Source organism: Streptomyces sp. NPDC048255 (assembly GCF_040652415.1).
Classification (GTDB): Bacteria; Actinomycetota; Actinomycetes; order Streptomycetales; family Streptomycetaceae; genus Streptomyces.
On sequence record NZ_JBEZMA010000034.1, the window covers coordinates 44,976 to 64,835 of the forward strand.

A 19,860-nucleotide genomic window follows, 5' to 3' on the forward strand; every position below is an offset into this window, starting at 1 on the left:
CGGCGCCGGCCGCCCTGGCCTCGGGCCCCGGCCCTCAGCTCTGCGCGGCCGTGGCCGCGGCCCGGCGCGCAGCGGCGACGACGGGGGAGCGGCGGAACTCCCGGGACAGGGCGGTCAGCGGCCTGCTGTCCAGGCGGTACGGGTCCGGGTGCCCGGGCCCGGCACCGGCCGCCCGGCCCTGGCAGGCCGCGGCCAGCACGGCCGCGTCCGCCACCACCGCGGCCCGCGCCTCGCACAGGCCCTGCCCGCGCGCGGCCTCGTACGCGGCCCGCCGCACGGCGGGGTCGAACCAGGGGGCCAGGGCCAGGATCCCGTCGTCGATGACGGACTCCCGGTGGATCAGCCGGATCCCCACCGGCGACCACCAGGTCAGCGGCACCGTGCGGACGCTGGAGGCGGCGAAGCCGCGCAGCGCCTTCCACAGCGGGTGCAGCCGCCGGTACCGGCTGAAGTCCCGCCAGGCCGGCGATCCGCCGACCAGGGGCACGATGAAGCCCGTACCGACCATCAGGGCCGCCCCGGAGGCCAGCGGCGGGGCCACGTGCGTGGACAGCAGGTCCCAGTCGCGCCCGGTCCAGCGGGCACCCAGCGCGGCCCACTTCACGACGAGGTAGCCGAGGTCCAGCAGCCCGCCGAAGACGATCAGGGCCAGTCCGCTGCGCAGCGGCCGCAGCGAGTGGTCGGCGCTCATCAGCCATTTCGCGCACAGCCCCGTAAGGACCGAGCTGCCGACCGTGTGCGCGAGCAGGTAGCAGATGATCATCTCGCGGATCCACGGCGTGTTGGCGTAGTACGTGTCCAGGTCGCGCAGCCGTTCCACGGGCGCGTCGCCGATCACGAACAGGACGACGATCAGCAGCGACACCCCGCCGAAGGCGGCCACCGTCAGCCGCGTCGCCCGCCGGACCACGGCCGGCGGGCCGCCTCCCCACTGCAGGACCAGCACCACGCAGGAGCCCGAGAAGGCGGTGAGCACCCCGAACACGAGCGGCGCCGAGAAGTTGACCACCCCGGTGAGGCGGTTGACCGCGGCGATCGTCGGCGGCGCCGCCAGGAACATGACCAGGGAGCCGACGACGAGCAGCGCGCAGACCGCCCGCATCAGCGGCTGGTCCCAGCCCCGGCGCAGCGTCGGAGCCTTGGCGAGGAGCACCAGGATCAGGACCGCGCCCGGCACGTAGAGGATGAGGCCGTCATTCATCTGGCCCGGCCGACGGGGTCGGCCGGGCCCACCGGGTCGGCCCCCCGGTCGAGACCGGCGACGATCCGCTCGGCCGCCGTCACCGGCGGCGCCTTCAGGGCGTCCCGGTCCGAGGCGCGCAGCACGCGCCAGATCACCGAGGGACGCAGCCAGTACGTGGGCGCGCTGCTCATCGTGATCACCTGGAGGAAGGCCGCGGTGAGCGTCTCCCGGGTGGTGGCGCCCGTCATCAGCCGGTCGACGTACGCGTTGAGGGCCCCCGCGCCCGCCCGCGGCCGCATCCCCGTGGCGCCGGGGTAGAGGATGTCCTGCGAGGTGGCCAGCTCCCAGGCGGTGCTCACCTGCGGGGCGAGCGCCCGCTGCGCCTCGCGGCCCAGGGAGGGGTGGGCGAGCCCGCCCTTGGCGCGCAGCAGGGCGCGTACGGCCAGCAGTCCCTGGGCGGCGACCGTCATGCCCTGCCCGTACAGCGGGTTGAAGGTGGCGACCGAGTCGCCGACGGCGAAGAAGCCGTCGGGCAGGTCGGCCTTCTCGAAGTAGATCCGGCGGTTGGCGGTGCCCTGGGTGACGGCGACGTCCGTCAGCGGCTTCTTGCCCTCCAGGAGTTCACCGACGATCGGGTCCCGGATGCCCTTGGCGAAGGGGATGAACTGGTCGGGGTCGCCGGTCGGCTGGCCGCCCCGGGTGCCGGACAGGGTGGCCTGCCACTGGCCGTTCTCGATGGGCACGATGGTGGCCGTCTGGCCGGGTACGTGCACGCGCGGGTCGGACTGCACGTTGACGATGGGGAAGTTCGCCTCGTGGGCTCCGGCGGGCGCCTCGAAGATCCGCGTCGCGTAGACCAGTCCGGAGTCGACCTCGGCCCGCCTGATGCCGCTGACCCCGAGTTCCTGGAGCCAGGTCCGGGCGCGCGAACCGCGTCCGCTCGCGTCGACCACCAGGTCGGCGGCGATCAGCCTGCCCGCCTCCTCCGGGGTGTCGACGCGGACGCCGGTGACCCGGGCCGCCGTGCCCTCCAGGCCGCTGACCCGGCTCTGCTGGAGGGTGGAGACCCCGGTCAGGCCGGCCACCCGGGCACGGACCACCGAGTCGAGGAGGTCGCGGCTGCAGGAGATGTTGAACTGCTTCTCGCCGAAACGCGGGATCCAGCCCTGGGCCGTCTTCGTGACGAGGTCGGTGGGCAGGCTGCGGCGGATCGCGCCCGCCGCCGTCCAGTCCGCGGTGATGCCCGGGAGGATCTCCTCGATGGCGCGTGCCCCGCCGGACCACATGACGTGGACGTGCCGGGCCTGCGGGAGTCCGCGCCGGGGGGCCGGGCGCTCCGGCAGGCTGTCCGCGTCGATGATCGTGACCGTCGCGTGCTCGGCGAGCACGGCGGCCGCGAGCAGGCCGGCCATACTGCCGCCGATGACGACGGCGTGGCGGGGCGGGGAAGACTGGGTCATCGTGTGGTGCTCTCTGTCAGGGCCGTGCGAAGGGCATCGGCGGGGAAGTTGCTCGGCGAGGTGGCGCACGGCCCGCGTCCGCCCAGGTCGTGCTCTGGGCCGGCCGCCGGCGCGGCGCTCAACGTCCCCAGCCGAGCGAGGTCTTGATGCGCTCGATCGCCTCGGGGAACTGTTCTTCCCGGGGTGGCGGCAGGTACCCCTTGAGGATCTTGCCGAGGTGCAGGCCGAAGATCTCGGCCCGGATCTCCGCCGGATCCTCCTGGTCGGCCCGGGCGGCCGCCTGCCGAACCACCGAGCTCAGCCCGGCCTGCGAGCGCAGCAGCTCGGCGAGTCCGCCGCTGTGCCCCGTCAGCCGCGCGGCCACCGCCATGCCCGGTCCGTGGCTGTCGCAAGTGCCCTCGTCCACGTGCCATAACTCGTGGCAGGCGATGACGAGCTGGTGTTCGGGCCGGGTGCGTTCCTCGATGACGAGGAGATCGCGCTCGTCCATCTGGAGCCAGAGCCCGCTGGCGGTGCCGGGCGGGAACGGGGCGAAGCGGAAGTCCACGGCCCGCCCGCCGCGCCGTCGGCCGTACGCGGCGCACACGTGCGCGATGATCTCGGTGGCATCCGCCGGCGGCGCCAGCCGCGCGTCCTCCAGCAGATCGCAGCCCAGCCTCCGCATGGCCCGCGTGGTCCTCATGGCGTTCCCCCCTCGGCGGGGCGGCCCTCGGCCGGTGCCCCGCCGTTCGTGCCCGGAAGTCCGAGCTGCCCCTCGCGTGCGAGGAGATCGTCCAAGTGGTCGGCCAGTGACTTCCAGCCCTGCGGGGACAGCCGCCCGGCCCGGGTGACGATGCTCCGTACGTCGTGCCCCCGCATCACCGCCAGCATCGGGTTCTCCGCCTCCCGCTCGGCGGACTCCAGTTCGCGCTCGATCCCGGACAGCACGGCCGCGAGCGCCTCGGCGTCCTCGGCGAGCAGGAAGCCGCCCTCGACGCCGTAGAAGCGCTGGATCCCGGCGGCCGCCGCCAGGTTCGGCAGGCCCTCGCGCTGGGCGAGCCGGGTCAGGGACTGCCCCGACGCGTCGAAGGACTTGGCGATGGCGGCCAGCGCGTGGGGCTGGCCGTCCTCGCGGAGCCGGGTGCGGCGCAGGTGCTCGAACCGCTGGTGCACCTGCTCCTTCAGAGACAGCCGGGGCGGACTGCCGTCGAGGGTCAGCCGGATGGCGTGCGGGGTCATGCCCGTCAGGTAGGACAGGTGCTCCATGTCGTCCCCGCGGTCCGGGGCGCTGGCTGACGTGAGGGCCAGGGCCCGCTCCACCGCGCTCTTGCTGTCGGCGAGCAGGAAGCCCGCGTAGACCCCGAAGAAGCGCTGTACGCCGGCCGCGTGGCCCAGCCGGGGCAGTCCGGTGCCCGCGTTGAGGGGGCCGAGGGAGGCGCCGGGCGCGCCGAAGTCGTCGGCGATGGCGGCGAGCGGCCACTCCCGGCCGTGCTTGTCGCGCCGGGTGGCCCGCAGGCGCAGGAACCGCCGGTGCACCCGCTGGTCCAGCGGCAGCTCGCGGACCGTGCCCGCCACCACCCCGCGGATCCGGCCGGGTTCGACCCCGGACAGGCAGCTCAGCCGCTCCACGGCCAGCACCTCGGCGGGATCCTTGCCGCGCTGCTCCGCCAGCTCCTCGATACGACGCCAGATTGCGGCGAGGGCGGGTCGGGCGGCGGCTCGCACCTGCGGATTCTCCGTGAGTCGAGAAGGAGTTCGAGTGTTCTGGGCTGGGTGAAGCCTAGCCCCCAACCCTTCGCCGAACCAGGGCGCCCCCAACCTTTGCTGCCCTCGGGCTCAAGAAAGGTTGGCATGGCCGTCGGCTCAGGAGCTCAGGAGCTCAGTGAGTGCAGGTACTTCGCCGTCGCCGGGTCGGCGGGGAGCAGGGTCTCGACGGCCAGCTCGGCGACGGTCACGTCCATCGGCGTGTTGAAGGTGGAGATGGAGGAGACGAAGGACAGCAGGTGCCCGTCGTGTTCGATCCGCAGCGGCAGGGCGATGTACGGAATCGCCTCCTCCGGTTCAGTGGTCCCGGGGTCGTGCCCGCCCGGCCGGTCCGCCACGGGATAGGCCGCGACCTCCTCGTACAGCGCGCGCAGCGGCTCCGAGCGCGACAGGGCGATCTGCCGCTCCATCTGGTCCAGCAGGTGCCCGCGCCACTCCCGCAGGTTGTGGATCCGCGGGGCGAGCCCCTCCGGGTGCAGGGTGAGCCGCATGGAGTTCAGCGGCGGCGCCAGCAGGTGACCGGGCATCCCCTCCATCAGCATCGCGATGCCCCGGTTCGCCGCCACCACCGTGTAGGTCCCGTCCACGACCAGCGCCGGATACGGCTCGTAGCCGGTCAGCAGCCGCTCCAGGCCCTCGCGCAGCACCCCCATCGACGGATCGTCCAGCGGGGTGTGCGGGTACCGGGGCGCGTAACCGGCCGCCAGCAGCAGCGCGTTGCGGTCCCGGACCGGCACGTCCAGATGGTCCGCCAGCCGCAGCACCATCTCCTCGCTCGGCCGGGACCGCCCGTTCTCCACGAAGCTGATGTGCCGGGAGGAGGAGTCGGCGCGTCCCGCCAGCTCCAGCTGGCTGATTCCGCGCCGCTCCCGCCAGCCGCGCAGCAGCGTGCCCACCTTCGCCGTCGTCATGTCCACGACGTTAGCTCCTGACCGGCCCGGCCGGGCGCGCTCATCCCAGGTCGAAGAGGTTGCGCAGGCAGAGCCGGTAGCGCCACCGGTCGTGCCGCCGGGCGGCCTCCACCCCCGGCGCCCGGTACAGCGGCGTCACCGTGCACCGGGCGGCCGTCGAGCCGTCGCGGTCCAGCAGGCTGTTGACCGCCGCGCGGGCCGAGGCATTGGCCCCCTCCATCGTGGCCAGGTCGATGTCGACGGCCACGTAGTCCCCGCTGAGGAAGAAGTTCGGGACGCGGGTGCCCGCGCTCGGCCGGTTGTGGAAGGTGCCGGTCGGGTGGATCAGCAGCTCGTCCTCGTTCGTGGGGTTCGGGGTGCCGAGCCCGTCCACGCCCGGGTCCAGGAACCACGAGTGCAGCGCGGAATCGGCCAGCACGGTCCTCCCGGTGTCGTTGAGGGAGGCCTTCAGCTGCGCCCACACCTCCCGCGCCACCTCCTCGCGGGTGCACTGCTTGGCCGTCTTCCCGTACAGGATCCCCGGCTTGTCCCACTCCGAGATGTCCACCGACAGGCAGTCCACCGCCCTGCCGTCCCCGTAGTGTGCGGGGAAGTCGCGGGACGGCCAGTGCTCCGCCTGCTGGATCGCGGTCAACGACCAGGCGGAGTCGATGCAGTTGACGTGCCCGTGCACCAGCGGGGCCCGCTCGGTGAGATAGAACTGGATGCCCGTCATCCAGTCGGTCTCCAGCGCGTCGCAGCGCCCCAGCATCGGATCGGCGGCCCGCAGGCCCGCGCTCCAGGTGCGGCGGGCGTGCTCGACGGGCAGGGCCGACACGTAGTGGTCGGCGGTGACGGTCCGAGGCGCCCCGGCCGGGTCCAGGACCACGACCCCGCTCACCCGGCCGCTCCCGTACCGCACCTCGCGTACCGTCCAGCCGACCTTGAACTCCACCCCGAGGGAGCGCAGATGGGCCTCCCAGGGGTCGATCCAGGCCTCGTTGGTCGGCAGGTTGAGGATCCGGTCGGGCGGGCCGTCAGCGCCGCGGCCGAGCGCGTTGAAGACGAAGGCCTCGCCGAGGGTGCCGACGGTACGGGTGGAGGCCTCCTCGGCCTTGGTGGCCACGATGTTGCGGGTGATGCCGACGGCGAGGATCCGCTGGTACTCGGAGGACATCCGCCCCGCGCGCACGAAGTCCCACCAGGGCGTGTGCTCCCACACCTCGTCGCGCCGCTCGTCGCAGCTGGTGAGGAAGACGAGCACGCGGTCGACGAAGTACGCCGTCTCGTGCACGGGGAGGCGGACCAGGGTCTGCAGGATGCCGCCGAGGGCGCGCCGCAGCTCGTCGGGCGTCAGCTCGGCGGCGGAGTGGCCGGGCCACGGGATGGGTGCGCGCAGGTCCTCGCGGCCCCCGGCCCGGGCGAACATCATCTCGGGCGGTGCGACGAGGTTGTCCCACACCCCGTTCGGGTTCCCGGGGAAGGGGATGCGCCGCATCGTGTCGGGCAGGTTGTGGTAGATGCCGGGGATGAAGCGGAAGCCGTGCTCGGCGGGCAGGGGCCGGCGCCCGCCGCGGGCGCTGCCGGGCACGTCCATGCTGCGGGCCTTGCCGCCGAGCGCCCGGCGCTCGTACACCGTGACGGCGTAGCCGCGCTCCGCCAGTTCGTGGGCGGCCGTCAGGCCCGCGACCCCGCCGCCGAGTACGGCGACGCTGCGGCCGTTCGGCGGTGTCGCAGGAGCGGCGGCAGCGGCCGCGCCGGCAGCGGTGCCGGCCGCCGCCGCCGGGACCGCCGCGGCCCCGGCGGCCGCCAGGGCCCCGGCCCCGGCAGCCGCGCCCGCCATGAACGTGCGCCTGGAACTTCCCGTGCCGGTCATCCGGTGCCCCCTCGTTACCGCTGGTAACAGTCTCGTCCGGCGCAGGAGCATAGGGGGGCCGCGCCCGGCACGGAAGGCACGGAAGTACCCGAGCGCACTATGGCGCGAAAGGTTCACACCGGCGCGTGCTGTGCGAACCTTGACTCCACGTCACGGGAAAAGGAGCCGGTGCATGCCGAGTGAGCCGCTGTCGCAGAAGGAGATCGAGGACCGCTTGCGGGAACTCCCGGGCTGGGCCTTCGAGGACGACCGGATCTTCCGTACCTACCGACTGGGCTCGCACTTCGCGGCGAGCGCCCTGGTCGCCCACATCGCCTCCGTGCAACAGGAGTTGAACCACCACTCCGACCTGACCCTGGGCTACCACACCGTCCGCCTGTCGGTGAACACCCACGACGCCGGCGGCGCCGTGACGGAAGCCGACTTCGCCCTCGCCGAACGCGTCGAAGCCCTCGCCCCGGCGCACGGCGCGAGCTGATGCCGGCCCGCTCCCCGATACCGGGCCCCTGCGGGCGGCTTGGCGGGGGTTGGGCTCGTTTCGGTGGGGCCTGGTCGGTGGGGTCGGTCCGCGGTGCCCCTCCGGGCTGTCTCCTCGGCTCGCGGCCTGAGCCCGATCCGACGCCCTCGGCCCAGGTTGCGCGCTCGTCCTGCGGGGACACCCCTGCGCGGCCCCACTCCCCTCCACCACGGCTTCCGACGGTCGCCAGGGCCCGCTTCCGGAGCCGAGGCGTGGGGCGGGGTCGCGCAGGAGAGTCCCCGCAGGACGAGCGCGCAACCCGGGCCGGACATTCGCAGCATGGGCTAAGTGCGCGAGCCGAGGAGACGCTCTGGAGCGTCCCCGCCCCACACCCCGCACCCGCCTGGTGCTGTGACCGGAAAGGTTCACCGGGTCGCGCACTGTCCGACCCGGCCGGCCCCGGTCCCCGCCGGCCGGCCCCGGGTCAGAGCGGCTCCAGCCGCCACCACTGGGCGGGGGAATCGGTGTCCTCGACCTGCCGGACCCGGCCCTCCTCATCGGCCTCCAGCGACAGACCGCTGATGCACGCGATCAGGGACACCACGCCCGGATCGTCGAGGTGCTCCTCGACGATCCACTCCTGCGCGCCGAAGGCGTTGGCCCGCCACACCTGCACCCGGGCGCCGCTGTCCGTCGAGGCGTTCGCGACGTCCAGCCGCCGGTCGTTGTCCTCGCTGACCACATGGAAGATCCCGCCACCGCTGTGCACCGGCGAGATCCGCCACCGGCGGGCCGCCGCCGGAGCGGGCGGCCCGTCGGGGCCGACCCGCACCCGGGAGGCGCCCTCCAGCTGGAGCACCAGCCCGCTCTGCACGTTGCGGATCCTGAACAGCCCCTCGGAAAGGTTCACGCGGCCGCCGCTCACACGTCGAAGACGGCCGGGTCCGGACCGATCCGGCGGGCCGCCGCGCCCGAGCCCAGGGCGTCCAGCGCGGCCATGTCGGCCGCGTCCAGCTCGAAGCCGAAGACGTCCAGGTTCTCCCGGATGCGCGAGGGGGTCACGGACTTCGGGATCACGACGTTCCCGAGCTGGAGGTGCCAGCGCAGCACCACCTGAGCGGCGCTGCGGCCGTGCTTGGCGGCGATCCCGGTGACGGCCGGGAGGGTCAGCAGCTCCTTGCCCTGCCCCAGCGGGGACCAGGCCTCGGTGGCGATCCCGCGCTCGGCGTGTACGGCGCGCAGCTCGGCCTGCGGGAACAGCGGGTGCAGCTCGATCTGGTTCACGGCCGGGACCAGCGCGCTCTCCCGGGCGATCCGCTCCAGGTCCGCCGGGCGGAAGTTGGACACGCCGACGGCCTTGGCACGGCCGCTCGCGGCGATCTCCTCGAAGGTCCGCCAGATGGAGACGAAGTCCTCGCGCATCGGGCGCGGCCAGTGGATCAGGTACAGGTCGACGTGGTCGAGGCCCAGCTTGCCGAGGGAGTCGTCGAAGGCGCGCAGCACCGCGTCCCGGTCCCAGGTCTGCTTCGGCCCGTTCCACAGCTTGGTGGTGACGAACAGGTCCTCGCGGGCCACCCCGGAGGCGGCGAGGCCCTTGCCGGTGCCGCCCTCGTTGCCGTAGACGGCCGCCGTGTCGATGCTGCGGTAGCCGGCCTCCAGCGCGGTCGCGACGGCGCGCTCCGCCTCCGCGTCCGGCACCTGCCAGACGCCGAAGCCGAGCCGGGGCATGAGCGTGCCGTTGTTGAGCTGGACGGTGGGGACCTGATTCACGTCGGGTAGTTCCCTCGGGTCGGTGATGCGGCGGTCGTACGAGGGGCCACAACCGGCCCCTCGTACGACGTATTCCCGCCGCCCGGCGCGGTCCTCACGGCGCGCCGGGGGAGCTCCCGAGATACGCCTCCCGGACGAGCGCGTCCGACCGGACCTCCGCCGGTGTGCCCTCGGCGAGCACCGTCCCGAGGTCCAGTACGACCACCCGGGTGCACAGGTCCATCACGAAGGCCACGTTGTGCTCCACGAGCAGCACCGCGCAGCCCTCCTGCGCGGCCAGCCGCCGGACCACCGCGGCGAGCCGCTCGCGCTCGGGCGCCGACATGCCGGAGGCGGGCTCGTCCAGCAGCAGCACCCGCGGCGGATCGGCCACCGCGCGGGCCAGCTCCACCATCCGGCCCTGCCCGACGGGCAGCCCGCCCGCGTACGCCGTCCCGAGCGCGCCGATCCCGCAGCCCGCCAGCACCCGCTCGCCCCGGGCCCGCCGGTCCCGCTCCCGGGCCCGGCGCGCCGGGAATCCGGTGAGGTCGGCGGCGAGGCCGCCTCCGCCGCCCCGCCACTCCTGCGCCACCAGCAGGTTGTCGGCGACGCTGAGCTGCCCGAAGAGCTGCTGGCGCTGAAAGGTCCGGCGCATCCCGTGCCGGGCCCGCCAGACGGGGGAGCGGCGGGTGATGTCCGTCCCGTCCAGCAGCAACCGCCCCTCGTCGGGCCGCCGGATCCCGGACAGCACGTCGAACAGCGTGGTCTTCCCCGCCCCGTTCGGCCCGATCAGCCCGCACACCTCGCCGGCCCGGACCCCGAGGTCCACCCCCGTCAGCGCCCTGACACCGCCGAACCGGACGCTGACGCCGCGGGCCTGGAGTACGTATCCGCTCATGGCGCCATCCCCAGGTAGGCCTCGGTGAGCCGGTCCGTCTCCACCTCGGCCCGCGGGCCGCACCAGGAGACCCGGCCCTGGGAGAGGTAGGCGACGGTGTCGGCGATCCCGAGGATCTCGGCAGCCTTCTCCTCCACCAGCAGCAGCGCGGTCCCGGCGTCGCGGAGCTCGGTGAGCAGCGCGTACACCTCGTCCACGACGCGCGGAGCGAGCCCGAGCGAGGGCTCGTCGGCGATCAGCACCCCGGGCGGCCGCTGGAGCAGCGGAGCCAGGGCGAGCATCTGCTGCTCCCCGCCGGACAGGGCGCCGGCGGGGATCCCGCGCCGCTCCGCGAGCCGGGGGAACCGGTCGTATACGGCGGCCCGGGCATCGGCCTCCCCGAGGTACAGGGCCAGGTTCTCCTCGATGGTGAGCGCGGGGAAGATCCCGCGCCCCTCGGGGGCGAGCAGCACCCCGGCCCGCGACCGGCGCACGGCCCCGTCGGAGGTCGCGTCCCGCCCGCCCACGTGGACGGAGCCGGCCGCTACGGGAAGCAGCCCGGCAGCCACCCGGCACGCGGTGCTCTTCCCGGCCCCGTTGGGCCCGAGCACGGCGAGGATCTCCCCCTTCCGCACGGCGAGGTCGACCCCGTGCAGGACGAGCCCGCCGTCGTACCCGGCCTTGACGGAGCGCAGCTCCAGGGCGGGCGCGAATTCAGCCTCGCCGGCGTTTGAGGCGCGGGGGTTCGGGGGCGGAGCCCCCACATCCAGCCCCGCCGGCGTTTGAGGCGCGGGGTCCGGGGCGGAGCCCCGAGAAGCGGCGCGCCGCCGAGCCAACCGCACCGGCACGGCCGCGCAATAGCCGTCCGGGTCGTTGGCGAGAGCCAGCCCGGCGAGGCCGAAAAGGATCACCGGCAGATGGGCCGAGGCCGTCACGTAGTCCGCCAGCACCCGCGGAGCCACGGCGAACACCAGCCCCGCCACCACCGCGTACTGCGGTCTGCGCACGCCCGCGGCCACCACGACCGCCAGCCACACCAGCCCCGTCATCGCCGTGAAGTCCGTCGCCGTGATCCGGGTGTTGTACGAGGCGTACATGACGCCCCCGAACCCGGCCAGCCCGGCCGACAGCGTGAACAGCAGCAGCTTCGTGCGCAGTACGGACACCCCCGAGGCCATCGCCGCCGCGGGCGCCGACCGTACGGCCAGCATCGCCCGCCCCGACGGGGAGTGGCGCAGCGCGCTCAGCGCGGCGGCGGCCAGGCAGACCAGGACCACCAGGGCCACCCCCAGCGCCCGGTCGTCGGACAGGTCCACCGGCCCGAACACCGGCCGGGGGACAGGCCATCCCGCATCCCCGTTGCGCAGCCACCTCAGCTGGAACAGCACCTGGTCGGCGAGGAAGGCCAGCGCCAGGGTCGCCAGTGCCAGCGACCGCCCGCCGAGGCGCAGCGCGGGCAGCGCGGCCAGTGCCCCCAGCAGGGCCGCCACGCAGGTGCCCACCGCCAGCGCCGCGACGAACGGCCAGCCCCGGCTCATCAGCAGCCCGGCGACCAGCGCGGCACCGGTCACGAAGGTGGCCTGGGCCAGCGAGACCATCGCCCCGAGCCCGGTCACCACGGTGAAGGACATGAACACCAGGGCGATGGCCAGCCCTTGCGCCAGCAGCCCGCTCCAGAAGGGGGTCGTCACGGTGTAGAAGGCGACGCAGAGCAGTCCCGCGCCCGCCGCCCACACCCCCCACCGCCGGCCCCAGGACGCTCCGGCCAGATGGTCCACCGGCGGTGCGTCCGCGGCCGCGACCCCCGCGGTCCGGGCCCGCCGGGTGAGCACCAGCAGGCCCGCGAAGAGGATCAGGAAGGGCACCGCGGTGCGGAAGCCGGTGATCCGCTCGGCGAAGGACGCGTACCCGGCCACCAGGTTCTGCAGGACGCCCAAGCCCAGTCCGCCCGCGAAGGCGAGCGGCACGGAGGCGAACCGCCCGATGACAGCCGCGGTCGCCGAGACGAACAGGAACAGGGTGAAGTCGTGCGCCGACAGCCCCAGCAGGGGCGTGGCCAGCACACCCGCCAGCCCGGCCAGCCCCGACGCGATCATCCAGGCCACCGAGGACAGCCGGTCGGCGCTGATCCCGCGCAGCTCGGTCAGCGACCGGTTGTCGACGGCGGCGCGCAGCCGCAGCCCCAGCCGCGTGTGCCGCATCAGCACCCACAGGGCCACCGCCATCAGCGCCGTCACCACCCAGGTGATCAGCTGGTCGGAGTCGATGCCGACGCCCTCCGCGAGCTGCCAGGACTTCGCGGGGCTCGGCCCCACCCCCGGCAGCCCGAACTGGTTCTCCGCCGGTTTCACGGGCGCGCCCGCGTCGGCCAGCAGCTCCACCGCCCACAGCCCGGCGGCCGGCAGGGCCACCAGCAGGCCGATGGTGGCGACGATCTGCGCGGTCTCGCCGACCCGCGCGAGCCGCCGGAACATCAGCCGGTCCAGCCCCCAGCCCAGGGCCGGGGCCAGCACGAGCACCACCAGCAGCGCCGCGGGGACGGCGGGCCACCCGAGCCCCGAGTGCAACTCGTAGAAGGTGAGCGCGCACAGGTAGGCGGTGGCCCCGTGCGCGAAGTTGAACAGCCCGGACGCCGAGTACGACAGCACCAGCCCGGTGGCGAGCAGTGCGTACAGGGCGCCGGAGACCAGACCGCTCAGTACGAAGACGAGCAGATCTCCCATGCCGGCTCCCCTACTTGAAGGGGATGGGCTCGTAGCACTTGAACGGGACGGAGACCTCGTACGCGCCGTTCTTGAGCTGTACGAGTGCCCCGCAGCCGAAGCTGTCCTTCTGCCCCTTGGGCTCCGACCGGTCGCCGACGAGAGTGCCGGTGTCGGAGAAGCTCTGCGCAGCGGCCTGGAAGGACTCGACGGTCAGGTCCTTGCCCGCCTTCTTCGCGATGGACACGAACAGGTCGGCCGACATGTACCCGGTCAACATGTGCATGTTGAGCGGTACTTCCTGGCCGCCCGCGGCCGCCTTGATGTCGGCCTTGAACTGCGCCATCTGCGGATCGGTGGACTCGAAGGGCTGGAACTGGAGCAGGACGTGCACACCGTCGAGGGCCTGCTTGGTGGCGTCCTTGGCGAGCAGGCCCGGGTCGTAGTCGGTCGGGTCGGAGAGCAGGCCCTTGTAGCCGCTGCGCTTGAGCGCGGTGAACAGCCCGATGTTGTTGGGGGTCTGCATGACGGAGACCACGGCGTCCGGGGCCTTGCCGCCGTTGCTCTCCATGATCTCCTTCACGTACGCGGACCAGTCGTTCGGCACGGCCGTGCCGGGTACGGAGGCCTTGGCGTAGGAGACCGTGAACCCGGCGCTGGTGAAGCCCTGCTGGAAGGTGCGGATGCCGAACTTCCCGGCGTCGCTGTCGTTGGCTATGACGGCGACCGATCTGCCCCGGGCCCCGCCGAGGATCTGGGCGATGCCCTCGGGCCAGGTCTGGTTGAGGGTGCCGCCGGGGGTGGGGACCAGGCAGCCGTTGAACCCGTAGATGTACTTCGGACCGCAGAAGGCGGGCAGGGTGCCCCAGCCGAAGGTGGGGACCTTCTCCTGCTCCAGGAAGTCGGCCCCGGAGAAGGTCACCGAGCTCATGGGGGAGACCGCGAAGACCTTGTCCTGCTGGACGAGTTTGCGGGCGGCCGCCAGGTTCTTCGCCGGGTCCTGGCCGTCGTCCTCCGCGCCGAGGTAGTCGATCCTGCGTCCGTGGACGCCGCCCTCGGCGTTGGCTCTGAGGTACCGGGCCTTGGCCCCGAGGTCGGTGTCCTTCTTGCTGTAGCCGCTGGCGGTGGTCATCGACACGATGCCGCCGACCTTGATGGATTCGCCGGTCACCCCGCGGGAGTTCCCGGCGGCTCCGGGCTTTCCGGGGGCGGTGCCGTCGGAGGTGGAGTTGCAGGCGGAGACGAGCGCGAGGGCCGCTGCCGCGGCGGCCAGGGTGCGGATCGGTCGCAACATGTAAGGGATCCCCTCCGGTCGGAATCCCCGCATTCTGTGCGGTACCTGACGGATCGTCAATATCGATGACGCGGTAAAGTGATGGCCCGTCAGAATCCATCGGAAGGGAACGTCATGCCTGGTAGAGGGCCGCCACCTCCCTCGCGTACGCCTTCTCGATCGCCCGCCGCTTCAGCTTCAGCGAGGGGGTCAGCAGCCCCTGCTCCTCCGTGAACTGCTCCGCCAGCACCCGGAAGTTGCGGATCGCCTCGGCCTGCGAGACCAGGGTGTTGGCGGCCACCACCGCCCGGCGCACCTCCGCCGTCAGGTCCGCGTCGTTCACCAGGTCGGCCGCCCGCAGCTGCGGACGCCCGCGCATCGACAGCCAGTGCGCGACCCCCTCCATGTCCAGCGTGAGCAGCGCCGCGATATAGGGCCGGTCGTTGCCCACCAGCACGCACTGCGCCACCAGCGGATGCGAACGCACCCGCTCCTCCAGGGCGTTGGGGGCCACGCTCTTGCCGTTGGAGGTCACCAGGATCTCCTTCTTGCGGCCCGTGATGGTGAGGTAGCCGCCCTCGTCGAGCCGCCCCAGGTCCCCGGTCGCCAGCCAGCCGCCGCGCAGCACCGCCTCCGTGGAGTGCGGGTCGTTGAGGTAGCCGGAGAAGATGTGGCTGCCGTGCAGCCAGACCTCCCCGTCCTCCGCGATGTGCACCGTACTGCCCGGGATCGGCCGGCCCACCGTGCCGTACTTCGTCGCCCCCGGCGGGTTCGCCGTCGCCGCCGCGCAGGACTCCGTCAGCCCGTACCCCTCGAACACCGTGATCCCGGCGCCCTCGAAGAACAGCCCGAGACGGCGCGACATCGCCGAACCGCCCGACATGGCGTGCCGCACCCGGCCCCCCATCGCCTCGCGGACCTTCCCGTAGACCAGCTTCTCGAAGAGCTGGTGCTCCATCCGCAGCCCGGCCGAAGGGCCCGGGCCGATGCCGAAGGCCTTCTCCTCGCGCGCCTCCGCGTACCGCACCGCCGTCTCCACCGCCCGGTCGAAGGGCCCCGTGCGACCGTCCGCCTCCGCCCTGCGGCGGGCCGCCGCGAAGACCTTCTCGAAGACGTACGGGACCCCGAGCACGAACGTGGGCCGGAACGCGGCGAGATCGGGCAGCAGCTCGGCCGCCGCCAGCACCGGCTGGTGCCCGAGCTTGACCCGCGCCCGGACCGCGGCCACCTCCACCATCCGCCCGAAGACGTGGGCCAGCGGAAGGAAGAGCAGGGTGGACGGCTGCTCGCCCGCCCGGGCCTGGAAGACGGACTCCCAGCGGTGCACCAGGGTGTCGGCCTCGTACATGAAGTTCGCGTGGGTGAGCACGCACCCCTTCGGGCGGCCGGTGGTACCGGAGGTGTAGATGACGGTGGCGATCGCGTCGGGGGTCACGGCGCCCCGGTGGCGGTGCACCACGTCCTCGGCGACCCCGCTCCCGGCGGCCACCAGCTCGTCCACCGCGCCGGTGTCCAGCTGCCACAGCCGGCGCAGCCGCGGCAGCCGGTCGATCACCGAGCCCACGGTCATGGCCTGGTCCTCGTTCTCGACGACGCAGGCCGTGCACTCGGAGTCGTACAGGATCCAGTGCACCTGCTCCGTCGAGGAGGTGGGATAGACGGGGACGGGCTGGGCCCCGACCGCCCACAGGGCGAAGTCGAAGAGAGTCCACTCGTACCGGGTACGGGACATCACGGCGACCCGGTCCCCGAACCGCACCCCCTGGGCCAGCAGCCCCTTCGCCAGCGCGAGCACCTCCGCCGCAAGCTCCCCGGAGGTCACATCGCGCCAGATCCCCGCGGTCTTCCGGCCGAGCACCACCCGGCCGGGATCCTGGCGGGCATGCTGGAAGACGGTGTCGGCCAGGCCGCCGACGGGCACCCCCGTGACGACCGGTGGGACGGTGATCTCGCGCAAGGACCCGCTCCTCTCCGCACAGCGCGGTGACGCTATCCCACGCCCGGCTACAGGTGATCAGCCTGCGGATTCCTCCACAAGACCTCCGCAGCGGGACCCTTCCGGAGTGCGCAACCGACCCGGCGGTACGGCCGGGACGGGCCGGTCACGTGGTGCGGCTGAGGCGGTCCGCGCCGCCGAGGACGGCCGCGGCCAGAGCGTCCGAGGCCGGGGTCGGCCGCTGCCCCTGGAGCAGCGCGAACTCCACCGGCCCCAGCTCCGGCAGGCCGCCGATCCGCACCAGACCCGGCGGGATCAGCCCCCGGGTGTGCGCCATCACGCCGAGCCCCGCCCGCGCCGCCGCGACCAGCCCGCTCAGGCTGCCGCTCGTACACGCGATCCGCCACGCCCGCCCGTCCCGCTCCAGGGCCTCCAGTGCCCGGGCCCGGGTGATCCCCGGCGGCGGGAACACGATGAGCGGCACCGGCCGCTCCGGGTCCACCCGCAGCCCCTCCGCCCCGATCCACACCATCCGGTCCCGCCACACCAGCCGGCCCCGTTCGTCCCCCGGCCCCCGCCGCTTCGCCAGCACCAGATCGAGGCGCCCCGCGTCCAGCCGCTCGTGCAGCGTGCCCGAAAGCTCCACCGAAAGCTCCAGATCCACCTCGGGATGCTCGTGCCGGAAGCCCTCCAGGATCTCCGGCAGCCGCGTGAGCACGAAGTCCTCCGAGGCCCCGAACCGCAGCCGCCCGCGCAGCCGCGTGCCCGCGAAGAAGGCCGCGGCCCGCTCGTGCGCCTCCAGGATCGTCCGGGCGAAGCCCAGCAGCGCCTCGCCGTCCTCCGTCAGCTCCACGCGGTGCGTGTCCCGGGCGAACAGCGGCCGGCCCGTCGCCTCCTCCAGCCGCCGCACGTGCTGGCTGACCGTGGACTGCCCCACTCCCAGCCGCCCGGCGGCCTGCGTGAAGCTGAGGGTCTGGGCGACCGTGAGGAAGGTGCGCAGCTGGACGGGGTCGTACATACCGCCCAGGCTACGCCCGTCATCACGAAGCGCGATGACAGTGAGTGCGGTGTGCGGGTTTCCCGATGACCCGCTCCCGCCGACCATGGAGGGAGCACCCCGACCGGCCCCCGGGCGGCACCCCGCCCCGAGAGCAAGTGAGCACCCCGCACATGCGCCGCCCGCACCTCCCCGCCCGGCTGCCCCTGGACCCGTACGTCCTGGCCCTGCTCGGCACCGTCGGCCTCGCGGCCCTGCTGCCCGCCCGCGGCGCGGCCGCCACCTTCGCCGACGGCGCCGCCACCGCCGCCGTGGCCCTGCTCTTCTTCCTCTACGGCGCCCGGCTCTCCACCCGCGAGGCCCTCGACGGACTGCGCCACTGGCGGCTCCACGTCACCGTGCTCGCCTGCACCTTCCTGCTCTTCCCGCTCCTGGGCCTGGCCGCCCGGGGCCTGGTCCCGACCCTGCTCACGCCCCCGCTCTACAGCGGACTGCTCTTCCTCTGCCTGGTCCCCTCGACCATCCAGTCCTCCATCGCCTTCACCTCGATGGCCCGGGGCAACGTTCCCGCCGCGATCTGCGCCGGCTCCTTCTCCAGCCTCGCCGGGATCCTCCTCACCCCCCTCCTCGCCGCCGCCCTGCTCGGCGGCGACGCGGGCGGCTTCTCCCTCGGCTCCCTGCTCCGGATCGTCCTCCAGCTCCTGCTGCCCTTCCTGCTCGGACAGGTCCTGCGCCGCTGGGTCGGCGGCTTCCTCGCACGCAACAAGCGGGCCCTCGGCCGCGTCGACCGCGGTTCGATCCTGCTCGTCGTCTACGCGGCCTTCAGCGCGGGCATGGCCGCGGGCATCTGGCACCAGGTGAGCCTCCCGCGCCTCGGCGCCCTGCTGCTGGTGGAGGCCGTGCTCCTCGCCGTCATGCTGCTCGTCAGCTGGTACGGCGCGAAGCGGCTCGGCTTCGACCGCGCCGACCGCGTCGCCATCCAGTTCGCCGGCTCGAAGAAGAGCCTGGCCGCCGGACTCCCCATGGCCAGCGTCCTGTTCGGGGCCCAGGCGAGCCTTGCCGTGCTGCCGCTGATGGTGTTCCACCAGATGCAGCTGATGGTCTGCGCGGTCCTCGCCCGCCGGCGCGCCCAGGACCCGGCCGAGGTCTCCGGGGCCGAACTTCCCGCCGGGCGTGTGGCGGACGTCTCCCGTCCCTCCCAACACCCCGCCCCGCAGGCCCGGTAACGTGCGGCGGTGACCTGGACACGCCCGATCGCCGCCCGCGCCGAACGCCCCTGCACCCTGGTGGTCTGCCGCGGCTGCTGCTGCGGAGACCCCCGCAAGAATCCCGGCTCCGACCACGCCGGGCAGCTCGCCAGGCTGCGCGCGGCGGCCGCCGCCTCCGGGGGCCGGCTGGCCGTCCGTACGAGCGACTGCCTCGGCCCCTGCGCGCAGGCCAACGTGATCGTGGTCCAGCCCACCAGCGAGGCCCGCCGCCGTGGTGCCCGCGCGGCCTGGTTCGGCTGGGCCCTGGACGACACCGCGACCGACGAGATCATCGCCTGGGCCGAAGCCGGCGGCCCGGGCTCCACCCCCCTCCCGGACACGCTCGACCTCCACCGCATCGAGCCCCCGGACCCCAAGCCGGCCGCTTCCCCGTCCTCTACCTCGCGCCGCAGCCGCCGGAACCGCTGAAGCGGGTGCTGCGGGGGCTGGTCAGAGGGTGATCCGCTCCTCGCCCGCGTAGATGTTCATGTCCGCCCCGCGCAGGAACCCCACCAGCGTCAGCCCCGACTCCAGTGCCAGGTCCACGGCCAGCGAGGACGGGGCCGAGACGGCGGCCAGGACCGGGATGCCCGCCATGACGGCCTTCTGCGCGAGCTCGAAGGAGGCCCGGCCCGACACCAGCAGGACGGCCCCGGTCAGCGGCAGCCTGCCCGCTTGCAGGGCCCGGCCGACCACCTTGTCGACGGCGTTGTGCCGCCCCACGTCCTCCCGTACGTCCAGCAGCTCGCCCCCGGCCGAGAACAGGCCGGCCGCGTGCAGCCCGCCGGTCTGGTCGAAGACCTTCTGGGCCGCGCGGAGCCGGTCCGGGAGCGTGCCGAGGACCCGCGCGGGGACGCGTACCGCATCGGCTGCGGCGGCCCCCGGGAACCGGGTCGCGGTACGGACGGCGTCCAGGCTGGCCTTTCCGCACAGGCCGCAGGAGGAGGTGGTGTAGACGTTCCGCTCCAGTGTGATGTCCGGCACCGGAACGCCCGCGGCCAGCTGCACGTTCACCACGTTGTAGGTGTTGACTCCGTCCTCGTCCGCGCCCTCGCAGTAGGTGACGGCCCGCACGTCCGAGGCGGAGCCGAGGACCCCCTCGCTCACCAGGAAGCCCACCGCCAGCGCGAAATCGTCGCCGGGGGTACGCATCGTGATGGCCAGCGGTTTGCCGTTCAGCCGTATCTCCAGCGGCTCCTCGGCCACCAGCGTGTCCGGCCGGATCCCGGCGGTACCGTTCCGGATCCGGACGACACGGCGGCGCTCGGTGACCCGTCCCATGGTGATCAGCCCACCCCTTCTGTTCTCGTCAACTTCCGACGAGGTCATTCTCCCGGTTCCGCTTTACGTGCCGCTCCCGGCAGCAAGGTCCTCGGGAAGCTCCAAATTCCGGCCCCGGAATCCTGTCGGGTCACGCGCACCCGTACCCACCAGTAGCAGGCGAAGCTGGGTGATCCTGACTTCCGTACG

17 protein-coding genes are annotated in these 19,860 nt (G+C 73.4%); 3 read left to right on the top strand and 14 right to left on the bottom strand.

What is annotated here, in order from left to right:
- Nucleotides 1-34: 34 nt before the first annotated feature.
- The 6 genes from AB0D94_RS24535 to AB0D94_RS24560 all read right to left on the bottom strand — a co-directional run bounded on the left by AB0D94_RS24535 (nucleotide 35) and on the right by AB0D94_RS24560 (nucleotide 7,152).
- Nucleotides 35-1,201, bottom strand: a complete 1,167-nt coding sequence (locus AB0D94_RS24535; protein ID WP_362055527.1) for an MAB_1171c family putative transporter — start codon at nucleotides 1,199-1,201, stop codon at nucleotides 35-37.
- Nucleotides 1,198-2,643 carry an FAD-dependent monooxygenase gene (locus AB0D94_RS24540; RefSeq protein WP_362055529.1) on the bottom strand — a complete coding sequence of 482 codons (1,446 nt, stop codon included), beginning with the start codon at nucleotides 2,641-2,643 and terminating at the stop codon, nucleotides 1,198-1,200. The genes AB0D94_RS24535 and AB0D94_RS24540 overlap by 4 nt, the downstream gene beginning before the upstream one ends.
- A 118-nt stretch (nucleotides 2,644-2,761) precedes the next feature.
- The gene (locus AB0D94_RS24545; RefSeq protein ID WP_362055530.1) at nucleotides 2,762-3,325 is read right to left on the bottom strand and encodes a toxin-antitoxin system, toxin component; all 564 of its coding nucleotides are present in this window, start codon (nucleotides 3,323-3,325) and stop codon (nucleotides 2,762-2,764) included.
- Nucleotides 3,322-4,347 (bottom strand): hypothetical protein, encoded by a 1,026-nt coding sequence (locus tag AB0D94_RS24550; protein ID WP_362055532.1) that lies wholly within the window; start codon nucleotides 4,345-4,347, stop codon nucleotides 3,322-3,324. The genes AB0D94_RS24545 and AB0D94_RS24550 overlap by 4 nt, the downstream gene beginning before the upstream one ends.
- A 146-nt stretch (nucleotides 4,348-4,493) precedes the next feature.
- Nucleotides 4,494-5,297, bottom strand: a complete 804-nt coding sequence (locus AB0D94_RS24555) for a helix-turn-helix transcriptional regulator (protein WP_362055534.1) — start codon at nucleotides 5,295-5,297, stop codon at nucleotides 4,494-4,496.
- A 40-nt stretch (nucleotides 5,298-5,337) separates the two neighbouring features.
- A complete protein-coding gene (locus AB0D94_RS24560; protein ID WP_362055536.1) occupies nucleotides 5,338-7,152 on the bottom strand; it encodes an FAD-dependent oxidoreductase in 1,815 nt (604 codons plus the stop codon).
- A 172-nt stretch (nucleotides 7,153-7,324) separates the two neighbouring features.
- Here AB0D94_RS24560 and AB0D94_RS24565 point away from each other — a divergent pair, with 172 nt between their 5' ends.
- Nucleotides 7,325-7,630: a 4a-hydroxytetrahydrobiopterin dehydratase gene (locus tag AB0D94_RS24565; protein ID WP_362055538.1), complete on the top strand. Its 306-nt coding sequence runs from the start codon at nucleotides 7,325-7,327 to the stop codon at nucleotides 7,628-7,630.
- Nucleotides 7,631-8,093: 463 nt separating this feature from the next.
- Here AB0D94_RS24565 and AB0D94_RS24570 read toward each other — a convergent pair whose 3' ends face one another.
- The 7 genes from AB0D94_RS24570 to AB0D94_RS24600 form a co-directional block, all read right to left on the bottom strand.
- A complete protein-coding gene (locus AB0D94_RS24570) occupies nucleotides 8,094-8,519 on the bottom strand; it encodes an RICIN domain-containing protein (protein WP_362055540.1) in 426 nt (141 codons plus the stop codon).
- 11 nt (nucleotides 8,520-8,530) lie between these two features.
- Nucleotides 8,531-9,379 carry an aldo/keto reductase gene (locus AB0D94_RS24575; protein ID WP_362055542.1) on the bottom strand — a complete coding sequence of 283 codons (849 nt, stop codon included), beginning with the start codon at nucleotides 9,377-9,379 and terminating at the stop codon, nucleotides 8,531-8,533.
- Nucleotides 9,380-9,473: 94 nt separating this feature from the next.
- A complete protein-coding gene (locus tag AB0D94_RS24580) occupies nucleotides 9,474-10,256 on the bottom strand; it encodes an ABC transporter ATP-binding protein (RefSeq protein WP_362055544.1) in 783 nt (260 codons plus the stop codon).
- Complete coding sequence (locus tag AB0D94_RS24585; protein WP_362055546.1) at nucleotides 10,253-12,958, bottom strand: ATP-binding cassette domain-containing protein; 2,706 nt, start codon at nucleotides 12,956-12,958, stop codon at nucleotides 10,253-10,255. Before AB0D94_RS24585 ends, AB0D94_RS24580 begins: the two co-directional genes overlap by 4 nt.
- A 10-nt stretch (nucleotides 12,959-12,968) precedes the next feature.
- Nucleotides 12,969-14,231: an ABC transporter substrate-binding protein gene (locus tag AB0D94_RS24590; protein WP_362055548.1), complete on the bottom strand. Its 1,263-nt coding sequence runs from the start codon at nucleotides 14,229-14,231 to the stop codon at nucleotides 12,969-12,971.
- Nucleotides 14,232-14,343: 112 nt separating this feature from the next.
- A complete protein-coding gene (locus tag AB0D94_RS24595) occupies nucleotides 14,344-16,167 on the bottom strand; it encodes a long-chain fatty acid--CoA ligase (protein WP_362055550.1) in 1,824 nt (607 codons plus the stop codon).
- A gap of 145 nt (nucleotides 16,168-16,312) precedes the next feature.
- On the bottom strand, nucleotides 16,313-17,164 hold the full coding sequence (locus tag AB0D94_RS24600) for a LysR substrate-binding domain-containing protein (RefSeq protein WP_362055552.1): 852 nt from the start codon (nucleotides 17,162-17,164) through the stop codon (nucleotides 16,313-16,315).
- Between the two features lie 152 nt (nucleotides 17,165-17,316).
- Here AB0D94_RS24600 and AB0D94_RS24605 point away from each other — a divergent pair, with 152 nt between their 5' ends.
- Together AB0D94_RS24605 and AB0D94_RS24610 are read left to right on the top strand one after the other, a co-directional pair.
- Complete coding sequence (locus tag AB0D94_RS24605) at nucleotides 17,317-18,369, top strand: bile acid:sodium symporter family protein (RefSeq protein WP_362055554.1); 1,053 nt, start codon at nucleotides 17,317-17,319, stop codon at nucleotides 18,367-18,369.
- A gap of 9 nt (nucleotides 18,370-18,378) precedes the next feature.
- Nucleotides 18,379-18,819 (top strand): (2Fe-2S) ferredoxin domain-containing protein, encoded by a 441-nt coding sequence (locus AB0D94_RS24610; protein ID WP_362055556.1) that lies wholly within the window; start codon nucleotides 18,379-18,381, stop codon nucleotides 18,817-18,819.
- A gap of 21 nt (nucleotides 18,820-18,840) precedes the next feature.
- On the opposite strand, the gene fdhD is transcribed toward AB0D94_RS24610, so the two are convergent.
- The gene (gene fdhD / locus AB0D94_RS24615) at nucleotides 18,841-19,671 is read right to left on the bottom strand and encodes a formate dehydrogenase accessory sulfurtransferase FdhD (RefSeq protein WP_362055558.1); all 831 of its coding nucleotides are present in this window, start codon (nucleotides 19,669-19,671) and stop codon (nucleotides 18,841-18,843) included.
- Between the last annotated feature and the right edge of the window lie 189 nt (nucleotides 19,672-19,860).